13 protein-coding genes are annotated in these 14617 nt (G+C 70.2%); 3 read left to right on the plus strand and 10 right to left on the minus strand.

The genetic code is table 11. The features are described from left to right. Positions 1-38 precede the first annotated feature (38 nt). From PV734_RS34250 to PV734_RS34295, 10 genes are all read right to left on the minus strand, one after another. Positions 39-2183: an ArnT family glycosyltransferase gene (locus PV734_RS34250; RefSeq protein WP_319293419.1), complete on the minus strand. Its 2145-nt coding sequence runs from the start codon at positions 2181-2183 to the stop codon at positions 39-41. Beyond that, entirely contained in the window at positions 2180-3028 is an 849-nt protein-coding gene (locus tag PV734_RS34255) for a glycosyltransferase family 2 protein (protein ID WP_319095845.1), read from the minus strand. The genes PV734_RS34250 and PV734_RS34255 overlap by 4 nt, the downstream gene beginning before the upstream one ends. Positions 3029-3152: 124 nt before the next feature. After that, the gene (locus PV734_RS34260) at positions 3153-3758 is read right to left on the minus strand and encodes a GTP-binding protein (protein WP_319095844.1); all 606 of its coding nucleotides are present in this window, start codon (positions 3756-3758) and stop codon (positions 3153-3155) included. Further along, positions 3745-4101 (minus strand): DUF742 domain-containing protein, encoded by a 357-nt coding sequence (locus PV734_RS34265; RefSeq protein WP_319095843.1) that lies wholly within the window; start codon positions 4099-4101, stop codon positions 3745-3747. The genes PV734_RS34260 and PV734_RS34265 overlap by 14 nt, the downstream gene beginning before the upstream one ends. 1 nt (position 4102) lies before the next feature. Next, complete coding sequence (locus PV734_RS34270) at positions 4103-4528, minus strand: roadblock/LC7 domain-containing protein (RefSeq protein WP_006377390.1); 426 nt, start codon at positions 4526-4528, stop codon at positions 4103-4105. Between the two features lie 14 nt (positions 4529-4542). Then, a complete protein-coding gene (locus PV734_RS34275) occupies positions 4543-6993 on the minus strand; it encodes a nitrate- and nitrite sensing domain-containing protein (protein ID WP_319095842.1) in 2451 nt (816 codons plus the stop codon). 290 nt (positions 6994-7283) lie between these two features. After that, positions 7284-8309 (minus strand): substrate-binding domain-containing protein, encoded by a 1026-nt coding sequence (locus tag PV734_RS34280; protein WP_319095841.1) that lies wholly within the window; start codon positions 8307-8309, stop codon positions 7284-7286. Between the two features lie 454 nt (positions 8310-8763). After that, positions 8764-9579 carry an SAM-dependent methyltransferase gene (locus PV734_RS34285; RefSeq protein ID WP_319095840.1) on the minus strand — a complete coding sequence of 272 codons (816 nt, stop codon included), beginning with the start codon at positions 9577-9579 and terminating at the stop codon, positions 8764-8766. A gap of 73 nt (positions 9580-9652) precedes the next feature. After that, positions 9653-9943, minus strand: a complete 291-nt coding sequence (locus tag PV734_RS34290; protein WP_415924311.1) for a DUF397 domain-containing protein — start codon at positions 9941-9943, stop codon at positions 9653-9655. Position 9944: 1 nt separating this feature from the next. After that, positions 9945-10820: a helix-turn-helix transcriptional regulator gene (locus tag PV734_RS34295; RefSeq protein WP_319095839.1), complete on the minus strand. Its 876-nt coding sequence runs from the start codon at positions 10818-10820 to the stop codon at positions 9945-9947. Positions 10821-11227: 407 nt separating this feature from the next. On the opposite strand from PV734_RS34295, the gene PV734_RS34300 reads away from it, so the two are divergent. From PV734_RS34300 to PV734_RS34310, 3 genes are all read left to right on the plus strand, one after another. Continuing rightward, positions 11228-12481, plus strand: a complete 1254-nt coding sequence (locus PV734_RS34300) for an ATP-binding protein (protein ID WP_319293420.1) — start codon at positions 11228-11230, stop codon at positions 12479-12481. Beyond that, positions 12432-13043, plus strand: a complete 612-nt coding sequence (locus tag PV734_RS34305) for a hypothetical protein (protein WP_319095837.1) — start codon at positions 12432-12434, stop codon at positions 13041-13043. The genes PV734_RS34300 and PV734_RS34305 overlap by 50 nt, the downstream gene beginning before the upstream one ends. Positions 13044-13279: 236 nt before the next feature. Beyond that, complete coding sequence (locus PV734_RS34310; RefSeq protein WP_319293453.1) at positions 13280-14485, plus strand: MFS transporter; 1206 nt, start codon at positions 13280-13282, stop codon at positions 14483-14485. Positions 14486-14617: the final 132 nt, after the last annotated feature.

The following is a 14617-nucleotide window of genomic DNA, read 5'->3' on the forward strand; positions in this document are numbered from 1 at the left end:
CCGGGGGCCCGCCCGCGAGGCTGTACGGAGCAGGTCGGTCAGTCGACGTCGGACGCGTCCAGGCGGTACAGGCCGCTGCTGGTCGACGTGGATGTGGAGGTCGACGAGCTGGTCGTCGAAGTGGAGCTGTAGGCGGAGGAGTTGACCGCCGTGCCGTGCTTCTTCACCCAGGTGGCGATCTCCGAGTTCGTGCCCTGGCCGGTGTCGCTGCTCACGATGATGTAGTGCAGCTTGCCCGACTTCACCAGGCTCTTGAGCTTGGCCAGGGTCATCGCGTTGTCGCTGCCCGACCAGCCGCCCATGGAGATGACTGGCTGGCCCGACTCCAGAATGATCGAGGACGCCGTCTGGTCGGTGGCCACCGCCAGTAGCCAGGTCGCGCCGTCCTGGTGCTTCTTGAGGTACGTGATCATGTCGGAGGACACCTGGGTGCCGCCGCCCATTCCGCCGCCGCTCGGACGGGTGCCCGACTCGGCTGCCGTATCCGCCGAACCGCCGCTGGTGGAAGAGGCGTTGCCGGACGGAGGCTGCCCCATGGACCGGCTGCCACCGTCGCTCGTACCAGTGCTGCCACTCGTACCCGTGGAGCCCTGCGGAGCACCGCCACCGCCGCCCATGCCTCCGCCCATACCGCCGCCCGTGCTGGGGCCGGCCGTCGGGTTCGTGCCGTTGGTGGAGCTGGTGGCCGCCGAGGCGGAGTAGGCCGCCGGGCCCGCCAGGAGGGCGACGACCGCCGCCAGGGCCGCGATGCCCAGCAGGCGCTGCCGCTTCATGAACCGCCCGGCCAGCAGACCGGCGACCGAGACAGTGGCCGCCACGGCCACCACGATCTCCGCGACCGTGTACAGGGTGCCGGAGCCGGAGACCCGCTGGAGCAGGACGACCGCCCAGACAGCGCTGGCCGCGACCGCAGCCGGCAGGACCCAGGCCCACTTGGCGGCGGAACCCTCACGGAAGGCGCGGTAGAGCATGACGCCGCCGGCGCCCGCCAGGGCCGCGATGCCCGGGGCCATGGCCGTGACGTAGTAGGGGTGGAAGGTGCCCTCGGCGAGGGCGAAGGTCAGATAGTGCAGGACGAACCAGCCGCCCCACAGCATCAGCGCCGCCCGCCTGGCATCCGTACGGGGGGCCCGGCCGCGCAGGATCAGGCCCGCGACCAGGGCGATCAGGGCGAACGGGATCAGCCAGGAGATCTGGCCGCCCATGATCTCGTTGAACATCCGGTAGATACCCGAACTGCCGCCGAAGCTCGCGCCGTTGCCGGCCGAGCCCACCGACGAACTCGCCCCGAAGATACGGCCGAAGCCGTTGTAGCCGATCACCAGGTCCCAGACCGTGTTGTCGGTCGAACCACCGATGTAGGGGCGGGAGGAGGCCGGGATCAGGTCGACGACCACCATCCACCAGGCGGAGGAGACGACCAGCGCCACCGTGGCCACTGTCAGGTTGCGAAGGCGCCTGCCCAGGCCCGCGTTCGCCGCCCAGAGGTAGACCAGGAAGAAGACCGGCAGGACGACGTACGCCTGCATCATCTTGGTGTTGAAGGCGAAGCCGATCGCGACCGCCGACCACACCAGCGGCATCAGCCGGCCCGTGCGCACCGCCTTCATCAGGGCCGCCGCGCCCAGCAGCATCAGGAAGACGAGGATCGGGTCCGGGTTGGTGTCCCGGGTGATCGCCACCGTGATGGGCGTCAGGGTGAGCGCGAGCGCCGCGACCGTCGCCGCCACCGGGCCGAAGTCGCGCTTGACCATACGGTGCAGCAACGCGACCGAGCCCGTGCCCACCGCGACCATCGGCAGCATCAACTGCCAGGTGCCGTAACCGAACACACGGGCCGACAGGCCCATCACCCAGAGGGCGAAGGGGGGTTTGTCGACGGTGATGAAGCTTCCGGAGTCCAACGCCCCGAAGAAGAACGCCTTCCAGCTCTTCGTGCCGCTGTACACGGCCGCGTCGTAGAAGGTGTTGCCGGTGATGGAGGAGAGGTTCCAGGCGTAGAGGGCCGTCGCCAGGACGAGGACGGCCCACAGGGTCGGGCGGGTCCAGCTCGGGTCCTCCGGCGCTCCGGTGAACAGGCGCCGGGCGCGGCCCGCGAGACCACCGTCGGAGGCCGGGGGCTCGGCCCGGTGACTGTGGTGGGGCCCGCTCTCGCGGGTCGGCGGCGGGGCGAGGGTCGTCATGACGCGTACTCCAAGCTGGGGGCAGGGCTGCTGATGTGCTGAGGTGCGCTGATGGGGCTCTGGCTCCGGGTTGCGGGCACGCGGCGCGGTACGGGGATCCGGGAGCGGCCGGTGAGACCGGCGCGCAGCATCCGGCGTACGCCCCTGAGGTCGTCCAGAGCGGTGCGGACGATGTCGACCCGGCTGTCGGGGTCGTCGACCCAGTCGACCGGTACTTCGTGGATGCGCAGACCGTTGCGCTGGGCCAGGACCAGCAACTCGGTGTCGAAGAACCAGGAGTTGTCCTGGATATGCGGCTCCAGGCACCGGAAGACCTCGGTGCGGACGGCCTTGAAGCCGCACTGGGCGTCCGAGAACCGGGCCGCTAGGCCGAACCTCAGCAGGGCGTTGTACGAGCGGGAGACGAACTCGCGCTTCGGGCCGCGCACCACGTCGGCCTGACGGTGCAGCCGGCTGCCGATGGCGACGTCGCTGTGGCCGGAGAGAAGGGGGGCCACGAGCGGGAGGAAGCCCGCCAGGCCCGTCGACAGGTCGACGTCCATGTAGGCGACCACGTCGGCCGTGGAGCGGCTCCACACGTGCTTCAGGGCGCGGCCCCGGCCCTTGGCGTCCAGATGGACGGCGTGGACATGGGGGAGGCGGAGCGTCAGCTCGGTCGCCGCCCGCCAGGTGGTGTCAGTGCTGGCGTTGTCCGCGACCGTGATCCGGAACGGGAACGGGAAGGAGGCTTCGAGGTAGGCGTGGAGACGGCCGACGCTGTCGGCGAGTACGTGCGCCTCGTTGTACACCGGCACCACGATCTCGACCGAACGCTGCCGGACGCCCCTCGCGTTCGTTTCGTTCATGCCAGTGACGATCGGGGCCGTATCTGGGGCGACCCTGAGGCGACTCTGAGCGACGAATGAGAATCAGAGAACTCACAGCCTGCCCACAGGAGCCCACTGACACATGCCTCGTTGACACGTGACTTCAGGCCGTGTGCGCGTTGCCGCCGCCCGGGGTCGCGGACGCTATCAACTGGTCGATCAGCGCTATCAGCACATCCCGGCACGAGTCCCGGTCCCGGGCGTCGCACAGCAGGACCGGAGTGTGCTCCGGCAGCGCCAGCGACTCCCGGATCTCGTCCGGCTCGTACGGATGTTCCCCGTGGAAGCCGTTCACCCCGACGACGAACGGGATGTCCCGGCGCTCGAAGAAGTCGATCGCCGCGAAGCTCGACTCCGGACGGCGCACGTCGATGAGGACCACGGCCCCCAGCGCGCCGATGGCCAGGTCGTTCCACATGAACCAGAACCGCTGCTGCCCCGGCGTACCGAAGAGGTACAGGATCAGTTCGTGGCTGAGGGTGATCCGGCCGAAGTCGAGAGCCACGGTGGTGGCCCTCTTCTGTTCGATACCGTCGAGGTCGTCGATACCGAGTCCGGCCGCCGTGAGCGGTTCCTCGGTGCGCAGGGGCACGATCTCGCTGACCGAGCCGACCATCGTCGTCTTGCCCACGCCGAACCCGCCGGCGATCAGGATCTTGACCGTGTCGGGCGCCGAGGTCCCGTTCAGGGTCGGGTCAGAGCCGGCCAAGGCCGTCCCTCACTTTCTTGAGCAGGTCCATGTCCGTGGTGCGCGAGATCTGCCTCGGGGACCGGGCGGTGATCCGGCCGGCCTCCAGCAGGTCGCACAGCATGATGACGACCACGCTCACCGGCAGGTCCAGATGGGCCGCGAGTTCCGCCACCACGACGGGCCGCGCGCACAGCCGCAGGATCCGGGCGTGCTCGGGCTGCGGGCGCGTGGGCCCGTCCGGCTGCGGCTCCACCGCCGTCACCGACGTGATCAGAGTGAAGTCGGCGCGGCTGGGCCGGGTCCGCCCGCCGGTGAGCGTGAACGGCCGTACGAGACGGCCGGCCGCGTCGCTTCCGTTCACCTCACTCGCCGGCCGCGCCGACGACCCCGGCACGGGGGGCCGCGCTGAGGTGCTCACCGATCTTCTTCACCAGCATGTTCATCTGGTACGCCACCACCCCGACGTCCGCGCCCTGGCTGGTCAGCACCGCGAGATGGGCGCCCGGGCCGGCCGCCGTGAGGATCAGGTAGCCGTTGCGCATCTCGATCAGCGCCTGGCGCACCGGGCCGCCCCGGAAGTCCATGCTGACGCCCTTGCTGAGGCTCATCAGCCCGGACGCGGTCGCCGCGAGCCGCTCGGCGTCGTCACGCAGGAACGCCGTGGACCTGCTGACGACCAGTCCGTCCTCGGAAAGCACGACGGCGTGGTTGACCTCGGCTACCCGGTCCACGAGTCCGGTGAGCAACTGGTCGAGCTCGGTGTGCGTGGCGGGGGTGGGGCGTGTCATTTCTCTGTCCTTCATCAGCGGTCTGCGGGCGGAGTCGAGGTGACCGGAGTGCCTGCGTCGGGGAGCGGTGCGTCAGGTTCCTGAGGAGCGTTGTCCTCCCCATGGTCGTACTGCTCTTCGGCGTCGTCGTCACGGGCCCGGAGGGTTCCGCGCTGGAAACCGGAGAGCGAGGAGGCCGCGCGCTCCGCCGAGAACTCGTCGAGCGCGTCCTCGGACGTGTCGTCCGGTTCGGTGTCCTCCAGCAGTTCGGCGGCCAGGCTGGTCTGCGGCACCCGGCGGGGCAGCGGGGTGAGCCCGCCCTTGCCGGCGGCGCCACCGCGTTCGGCCCCCCGCTCACCACCCGGACCCGCGCCCCGGTCCGCACCGACGAGGACGCCGGGCCGGGGAGCGGAACCGGCGTCGGCGGTCCGGACGCGGGCCACGGCCGTCTGCGGCTCCCGGACGCGCTCGTGCGCCGGGCGCTCCGCGACGGCCGGGCCGGGCGCCTCGGCGGACGCGTCCTCCGGCACCGACAAGTCCGTGTCCGGCGCGCCGAGTTCCCGTACGACGACCTCGTGCGGGATCAGCACGATCGCCGTCGTACCGCCGTACGGCGAGGAGCGCAGGGTGACCTGGATGCCGTGCCGGACGGCGAGGCGCGCGATCACGAACATGCCGAGCCGCAGGTCGTCGGCGAGGGCCACCACGTCGAACTGCGGGGCCTTTGACAGGTGTTCGTTGAAGGACGCGTAGTCGTCCTCGGACATGCCGAGTCCGCGGTCCTCGACCTCGATGGCCAGGCCCCTGGCGACCATCGCGGCCCGTACGCCCACCGGGCTGGGCGCGGGGGAGTAGGCGGTCGCGTTGTCGATCAGCTCGGCCAGCAGATGGATGACGTCGGCCACCGCGGGCGGCGCGAGGTACACGTCCTCCTCGGTCTGCACCTCCACCCGCTGGTACTGGGCGACCTCACCGACGGCGCTGCGCAGGATGTCGATCAGCGCGACCGGCTCGGTCCAGCTGCGGCCGGGCCGTTCACCGCTGATGATGACGAGGTTCTCCTCGTAGCGGCGCAGCTGGCTCGCCGTCGAGTCGAGTTCGTACAGACCCTTGAGGATCTCCGGGTCCTGGTGGGCGCGTTCCAGCGCGTCCAGCTTGGTGAGCTGCAGGTTGACCAGGTTCTGGCTCTGCCGGGCGATGCCCAGGATGACCTTCTGGAAACCCCGCCGGGTGTCGGCGAGTTCGACCGCGGTGTGCACGGCGGTCCGCTGCGCGGCGTTGAACGCCTGTGCCACCTGGCCGAGTTCGTCGTGGCCGTAGTCCAACGGTGGCGTGGCCGACTCGACGTCGACCTTCTCGCCCCGGTTGAGCCGCGCGACCACGTCCGGCAGCCGCTCCTCGGCCAGGCCGAGGGTCGCCACGCGCAGCCCGCGCAGCCGACGGGACAGGGACCGGGTGATGCGCCAGGACAGGACGACACACAGCACCAGCCCGCCGAGTCCACCGGCGCTCAGTGCGGCGGCCTTGATCAGCAGCGAGTCCGCTTCGTCGGCACTGCGGGAGAGGAGCCCGTGGGTCTCGTCGTGGATGAGCGACCCGTACTCGAGGCTCAGTCGGTCTATCGCGGCCGACCACTGCTTCTGTCTGGCGGGCAGAGTGATCTTCCGTTCGGCGCCGCCGCCGGGCGTGCCCGACGCGAGCACCTGGTCCTCGATGGAGGTCACGGTCCGCCAGGCGGCGCCCCGCAGGATCGCCTCGGTACGGGCCTTCGCCGTCCCGGTGAGGGACTGGATCAGCTGGTCCTCGACGATCCAGCGCCGGGCGCTCACCAGCCGGACGTAGGACTCCCACTCCTTCTGGTCGAAATGCCCCGAGGGCCAGGCCAGGGTGAGCTGTGAGTCCTCCTGGGCGACCAGTTCGGCCGCCTGCTCCAGTGACACGAGTGGGCCGGCCTGGGAGGTGAGGTCGCCGTCGTCGACCTGGGACAGCTCCTGGAAGGCGTGGATCTGGTTGCCGATGATCGACGAGTACTGGTCCAGCACCTGCTGGGGGGAGATGTCGGTGAGATGGTCGACCTGCCCGCGGTAGTACTCCAGGCTGCCCGCCGCCGCGATGACCGAGTACATCCGCTCCCCGATACGGTCGGGGGCCTCCTGGACGGCCCTGGTCTGCCCGACCAGTTTCGCGACCGCCGCGTCCGTCTCCTTGCGCTGCGCGTCCAGGGCGGTGCGGTCGCCCTCGGGCGAGGCCAGCCACTCGGCGGACAGGGTGCGCTCTTTCTGCAACGCGAACGTGGCGTCGGTGCCCATGGCTCCGGTCGCCTCGCTGAGTTCGGTCTGGTCCCGCAGCCGCATGCCCTCCGAGACGATCTGAATCGTCGTCACCCCCCACATCGCGGCGAGGAGGACGCTGGGAACCAGTGCGAGCAGGATCAGCGAGAGACGTATGGAGCCGAGACGGCGCCGGGCACCTTTGCGTGGAGGCATCGTCGTCCTAGGGCGATCAGCGGTGGGTGGGAGTGACAAATGGCAGGTGACGGAGGGCGGGTGACAGCGGAAACGGAACAGATGGCGGAACACGTTCGGGTCGGCAGGATGCTATCCGTACAAGTGAACGTACACACCGTGAGCCCCCAAAGCTTGGCGTAGCCGTTGTACGACGGTTGCTGGCCAGGGGGTTCGGGAGCGAGCCGGAAGGGGATGCGGAACGTCCACGTGAGGGAGCCGACGGGGCGGTGGGGAGCCGTAGCGGGTGTGAGTCGGGTACCGGGTGACGCTCAGCGGGTGCCGTTGGCCGCGAACCTGGCGACGTCGGCGATGTTCTGCTTGGTGACGAAGGCGGGCCCGGTGAGCACGGGAGCCGATCCACCGCCGCTGAAGTTGCCGTTGGACTTGTACAGCCAGAGCGAGTCGACAGCGAGATAGCCCTGGAGGTACGGCTGTTGGTCCACGGCGAACTGCACGGCACCGCTCTTGATCGCGCCCACGATGTCGTTGTCGAGGTCGAAGGTGGCGACCTTCGCCCTGCTGCCCGACTGGTCCACCGACTTCACCGCCGAGAGCGCGAACTGCGCGCCCAGCGTGACCACTTCGTCGATGCTCGGGTCCTGGTTCAGCCGGGCCGTGATGACCGCGGACACCGTGTCCATGTCGGTGCCGTTCACGTACAGGTTCTCGGTCTCTCCGGTGAAGGTCTTCTTCACACCGGCGCAGCGCGCCTCCAGGGCGACGTTCCCCTGCTCATGGATGACGCAGAGGGCGTGCTTGACCTTGAGCGCGTCCAGCTTGTCGCCGAGAGCGCGGCCCGCGGTGCTCTCGTCCTGGCCGAAGAACTCCAGCAGCCCCGTCGAACGCCACGCGTCGATACCCGAGTTGAGGCCGACCACGGGAATCCCCGCCGCCTTCGCCTGCGAGACCACGCTCTTCATCGCGTCCGGCTTGGCGAGGGTCACGGCGATGCCGTCGACCTTGTTCTTGACGGCGTCGCGCACCAGATCGGCCTGGGCGGCGGCATCGGGGTCACTCGCGTACGTCAGCTCGATGTTGTCCTTCGCCGCGGCTGCCCGCGCTCCCTTCTGCACCCGCTCCCAGAAGGCGTCGCCCTTGGCCCCGTGGGTGATCAGGGCGACCTTGATCCGGGCGGTGCCGGCGCCGGCGGCACCCTGGCCGGAGTCCGACCCGTCGGACCCGGAGCCGGAGCCGGAACAGCCGGCCGCGAGGAGACAGACGGCGGCCAGACCGGCGACAACGGCCGTGACACGGACGGATCGTGCGGAACCGGAAGGGGCGGGGGGTGTGTTCATGGAAGTGCGGCACCTCGCTGCGCGGCCGAGGAGAGGAGGGAGGGGGAAGGAGAGAAGGAAGGGGAGGGACGGGAAGGAGTGTGCGGGTACGGCGAAATCCGTGCGATCGCCGGTCGACGTGCACTGACTGTCCGACTTTCGCTGGGGCGGAGCCAATCGGATGTGACGCCCGGTAGTCAAGTGAGCAACCAGCTGGAACCGCGTCCCCGGCTCCTGTGATCCCCCTCGGACGGCCCAGGGTGGTATCAGAAGGATTACCGGTGCGGACGGGGAACGGAAGGGGAAATGGGGCCTCCGGTTCCCTTTCGTGCCCTGGAATTTGCCACTTCGTCGAGGCTCCGAGGCTCCGAGGGTGCGGGACTCCGAGGGGCGCGGGGTCCGTCCACCCTGGCCGCGTGCCAGGGTGGACGCCCTCCCGCGACCGCCGCGGGTGCTACGCGTCTACGCGTGGGTACTACGGCTTGCGGGCCACCGCGCCGTACATGGCGATGTCCTCGTCCCGGATCCCCTCCCCGCTCGTCGCGTCCGGGTGCCACTTGTGGACCTGGACGATTCCCGGCTCGACCAGGTCGAGGCCCTCGAAGAACTGCTCCGCCTCGGGGTATGTGCGCAGGCGCATCGGCATGTTGCGGGCCTTGTACTCGCGGGCCACCCGGCCCACCTCCTCCGGGGCGAACTCGGCGGTGCCGATGGACATCGCCAGGTAGCTGCCCGAGGGGAGGGGGTCGAGGAGCCGGCGGACGATGCCCACCGCGTCGTCCTCGTCCAGGACGAAGTGGACGATCGCGATCACCGTGAGGGCCACCGGCTGGGTGAGATCCAGGGTCTCGCGGAAGTCGGGGGAGTCGAGAATGGCCTCCGGGTGCTGGAAGTCGGCCTCGATGTACGCCGTCCGGCCCTCCGGTGTGCTGGCCAGCAGGCCCTGGGAGAGGGTGAGGACGATCGGGTCGTTGTCGACGTAGACGACCCGGGACTCGGGGGCCACCGACTGGGCGATCTCGTGGAGGTTGGGGGAGGTGGGAATGCCGGTGCCTATGTCGAGGAACTGGCGGATACCCGCTTCCTTGGCGAGGTAGGCCACCGCGCGGTTCATCCAGTCGCGGTTGGCCTTCATGTGGATCGGCAGGGCGGGCCACTCGTGCGACATGGCGTCGCCCGCTTCCTTGTCGGCGGGGTAGTAGTCCTTACCGCCGAGGATGTAGTCGTAGATCCGCGCGGAGTGTGCGTTCTCCGTGTCGATTCGGTCGGCAGGCCATCCGTTTTCGGGCACGCCGCCCCTCCCATTCAGCTCGTGAGTCCGGTTCTGAGTCAAGCCAGTCAAGTCTCAGTAGAAACAAGGCAGTTCAGAGCAGGAAGTCTGCGTCACCTGCTTTGACCCCGGCCAGGAAACTCGTCATCTCGTGCGGGGTGAAGACCAGGGCCGGGCTGTCGGGATCGGTCGACTGACGGACGGCGACCCGGCCGTCGGCGAGCTTCTTCACTTCGACGCAGGCACCGCCCGCGTCGTCGCTCCACGGCTTGGACCAGCCCCGGGAACCGAGTTCACGGGCCGGCATGCCGTTGCGTACGGGATGGGAGTGGCCGGAGTGGTTTGGGTGGGTGTTCGTGAGGTGGGGATGCGTGGGGTGGTGCATGTCAGAGCTCCTTGCGAATCGCACCGAGGAGAGCCTCGGTCTTTCTGGCGGGCGCCGACTGCGCGCCCAGCCGGTCCAGAGCCTCGCGATAGACGACGACGTCGTCGCCCTTGTCGAGATACACCGCGCCGACCAGACCGCTCAGATAGACGATGTCCGGCAACTCGGGTGCCCTGAACCGGAAGAGATGGAACGCCCCGGCCCGCATCGCGGGATGCGGGCCGTTGCCGAACGGCATGATCTGCAAGGTCACATGGGGCAGCGCGTTCATCTCGATCAGATGGTCGATCTGCGCGCGCATCACCTCAGGACCGCCGACCGGCCACCGCAGCACGGTCTCGTCCATCACGATCCACACCCGCGGCGGCGCCGGACGGGTCAGCAGTTCCTGGCGGCGCAGACGCAGCGCCACGCGCCGGTCCGTCGCCTCCGAGGAGCCGTGCGGATTGCCGGCCCCCAGCAGCGCACGCGCGTAGTCCGCCGTCTGGAACAGACCCGGCACGAACTGTGATTCGTACGCGCGGATCTGCAACGCCGCCTGCTCCAGGCTCAGATACGCGGCGAACCAGTCGGGCAGTACGTCCCGGTAGTTGTGCCACCAGCCGCGCTTGTTGGCCTCGCGGACCGACTTCAGGAACGTGTCGATCTCCTGCTGGTCCGTCACCCCGTACGTCTGCAGCAGTTTCTCGACGTCCGGCAGGCGCAGGCGGGCCACTTTGGCCGCTTCCATCCTGCGGATGGTGGAGTGGCTGACACCGATCGCCATACCCGCGTCCTCGAACGAGAGACCGGCGCGCGTCCGCAGCTCCTCCAGCTGTCTGCCGAGGATCATGCGCAGGACGGAGGGGGCGCCGCCCCAGTCGGTCTCCGCGGTCACGCCTACCCCCTCACGCCGGGCTCAGGGTCGCAGTCTGTCACGATCATCTTTCGACGGAAGCAGCATGCACCCCACAAAATGCAAATTTCAACTTGCTGGTTGCGAGCCGTTGTTGTCAGGTGTCACAGTGTTCGTACCTTCCCGGAAACGGTGAACGACGAGTACGAACGGCCCAGTTGGGGGAGAAGGGGCTGCAATCTGCGCTGTTTTGCCGCAGGTTGACCTACTCGCGGGTCATCTCGGGGCGGTGTCGCACCGGCCAGGGTGCGCAGGCAGACGAAAGGCGAACGGCGATGGCTCCGCCCTCCCTCCCCCAGCCGCTCGGCCGAATGCCCGGCGGCCGACGTGCCGGCCGCCCAGTCAACCCGGCCCTCCCGGACCCTGTTGGTCACTCTCCGCAGTCGGACATGTTCGTTCTGCCCGCGGCTCCCGCCTCCGTGAGCGCGGCCCGCCGGAAGGTGCGCGAACTGCTCGATGCCTGGGGCGTCGACGCCGACACCTCCGACAACGCCCTTCTCATCACCTCCGAACTCGTCACCAACGCCTTCACCCACACCGCCAGTGAGCGGATCGTCTGCCGACTGGGCCTCTCCGCCGGGCGGCTGCACGTCGAGGTCGAGGACGAGAACCGCGGCGGGACCCTGCCGGCCCAGCGCCGGCCCGACTTCGACGAACAGTGCGGGCGTGGACTCCTGTTGGTCGGCGTCCTGAGCAGCGACTGGGGCGTCCGCGATGCCCCGCACGGCTCCGGCCGCATTGTCTGGGCGGAACTCCCCACGGCAGAAGCCGAGTTGACGGAAGCGTCCCCGGCGGCATCGCCGAGCACGGCCTCGGCGGCACCCGCTCCATCGGCACCGGTCGCTCCGGCAGCTCCTACCGAGCCGGCGAATCCCCTCGCCACCGCGAGTCTCGCCGAGACGGCGACTGCCACCGAGTCGGCACTGATCGCACCAGCCCCGGTCAGAGCCGCGGCCGTATCGACCGCGCCCCAGCTCTCGCCGCTTCCGTCGACCGGTCGTGTGGCTGGGTCCCCGCTTCCTCCGGCCGCTCGTTCCGCCGGGGACGCGTCCACCGCGTCGGCGTCGGTCGGAGCCGCGGCCGTATCGACCGTGCCACTGCTTCCGCCGACCGGTCGTGTGGCTGGGTCCCCGCTTCCTCCGGCCGCTCGTCCCGTCGAGGACGCGTCCACCGCGTCGGCGTCGGTCGGAGCCGCGGCCGTATCGACCGCGCCCCAGCTCTCGCCGCTTCCGCCGACCGGTCGTGTGGCCGGGCTCCCGCTTCCTCCGGCCGCTCGTCCCGTCGAGGACGCGTCCACCGCGTCGGCGTCGGTCGGAGCCGCGGCCGTGTCCGCGGTGCCTCGGCTCGCGTCGGTCGCTCATGGCGTCGGGTCCGTCTCGGTCCCGGCCCCGCTTCCCCCGGGCGCCCACGCCTCCGTGCCCACCCCGGCTCTCCCGGTCACTCCGTCCACCGTCCACGCAACCCCTGTTTCCCCCACCGTCCACGCAACCCTCGCCGCCCCCGCAGTACAGGTCGTCGCGCCTGCCCCCTGGCATCCGTCGGCCCCGCACCGCATCCGGCCCGTCCCCCACTCGGCCGAAGGAATCGCCTCACATGGACCGTATGGACCGACAGCACCGCACCCCCCGTACTCCCGCTCCTGACCCGCGCCAGCTCGGCCCGCGTGGCCCGGTCGCCCACCCGTCCCTCGGGTCGCACGTATCCCATCCGTCTCACGCCCCCCACGCGCCTCGTCCCTTCCAGTCCGTCGCCACCCATCTCGCGGCCCCGCCGCTCCACGCGCCGTCCTCGGCCAAGGCCCAGCGCGCGCACTTCGGTCACTCCGGCCATCTCGTCCTGCCCGACCGGCTGACCGCCGGCCTCGGTTGTGACGCCGTCGGTACGCCACGTGAGCACGGGCGGCGGATCATGGACTCGTTGCCCCACGTCGGCTGTGTCTTCGCCGACGACCAGCGTTGGTGGTGGATCGTCCCGGCCGGTTCCCACCTCGGTGTCACCTGGCCCCCGAGCACCCGTTACCTGGTCGGTGCCCAGCTGGCCGACCCGTCCTGGACCCGCACCCGACCGGCGTCCCCGTCCGCCAGGCCCCGGCTGATCCACAGCCCCGAGGGCGACTCCCCGTACACCCCGCCGATACCGCTGTACGTCCTCGCCTGCCGTCTGGCCGGCAGCGTTCCCAGCTGGTCGCCCGGCGCGGGCGGCTGATCCCGCCGGCTCTCTCGCGAATCCCCTGAGGCGAATGGCCTCGGGGGATCTTGACGGCACAAATGTTACCGGTAACATCGAAGCCGTCCCCGCATCGGCGCGAGGGCGAGTCAGCCGCGTTCCCCACCAAGGCGACGGGAGTCCACGTGACCGACCAACCCTCCGGGCATCCGGCGGTCACGGAGCGACGAGCCTCCTCGGCGGCCCCCGTGCCTCCGGCGGTCCCCGGGGCCCCTGTGGACCTCACGGCCCCTGCGACCGCGACCACTCCCGTCTTCAGCCCCGTCGCCGTGGTCGCCTCCTGCCTCGGCTTCGTGCTGATCGGGGTCATCCAGGCCCTGTACGGCCCGTCGATCCCGGCCTTCCGGAAAGAGTTCGGGCTCTCCCCGTCGGCCGTTGGCCTCGGTCTGAGCGCGCACTTCGCCGGAGGGGTCGTCGGGGTGCTGCTGTTCGACCGGCTGCACGGGCGGATCGGCAACCGGCGCATCCTCGGCAGCTCGTACGTGCTGATGGCAGTCGGCGCCGCGGGCTTCGCGCTGGCGCCGAACTGGCCCGTTGCCCTGGCCGCCGCCCTGCTCGCGGGGCTCGGGTTCGGCGGTATCGACTACGGCCTCAACCAGTTGTTCGCGGTCGGCTTCGGCGAGCGTTCGACGGCGATGCTGAATATCCTCAACGCCCACTTCGGCGTCGGCGCGATCCTCGGCCCGGCGCTGATCGGCGCGGTCGGCTCCGAGCACTATCCGGCCGTCTTCCTGGCCTTCTCCCTCGCCAACCTGCCCCTGCTGCTGTGTCTTCGAGGCGTACGGGAACACCTCCCGCAGCCGGCTCCCGCGCCCGAGTCCGACGAGTCCGGCCGCCCCGGCGGACAGGTGCCGGCCCGCAGCCTGGCTTCCGTGATCGGTGTCTTCGTCACCCTCTATGTCCTGCACGTGGGTATCGAGGCGGGCGTCGGCGGCTGGGAGCCGACGCACCTGGAGACTGTCGGCTACGGGGCCACAGCCGCCGCCACGGCCACCTCCGTGTACTGGCTGATGATGACCGTGGGCCGGTTCCTGGCCGCCCCGCTCGCCCTGCGCTTCTCGCCGCAGACGATCGTCGCGGCGTCCTGCGCCGGTATGACCGTCTGTCTGTTCCTGGCCGCCGTACCCCGACTCGCCCCCTACGCCTATGCGGGCGTCGGCCTCTTCATCGCGCCGATCTTCCCCACCGGACTGCCCTGGCTGAACCGGGCCGCCTCGGGGGCGCGAAGAGCCGGCGCCGTGGTCATCGCCGCGTCGATGGCCGGGGGAGTGGCCGCGGGACCGGCGCTCGGCAAGGCCATCGAGTGGTCCGGCGTACGGGCCGTGCCGCTGCTGCTGGGCGGGGTCTCGGCGCTGTGCCTGGCGGCGACGGTCTGGCTGATCCGGGCGACCGGGGCGACCCGGGCGACCCGGGTGCGATGAACACCCGACCGCTCGACGGCCGCTGACGATCGCCTCGGCCGCCCACCCGCACCTGACCCGCGTCCGCCCCTCCACCTGCACCTCCTCCACCCGCACCTGCCCCTCCAGCGCACCGGCTGGAGCGCACGAACC

Source organism: Streptomyces sp. AK08-02 (assembly GCF_033795085.1).
Taxonomy (GTDB): Bacteria; Actinomycetota; Actinomycetes; order Streptomycetales; family Streptomycetaceae; genus Streptomyces; species Streptomyces echiniscabiei.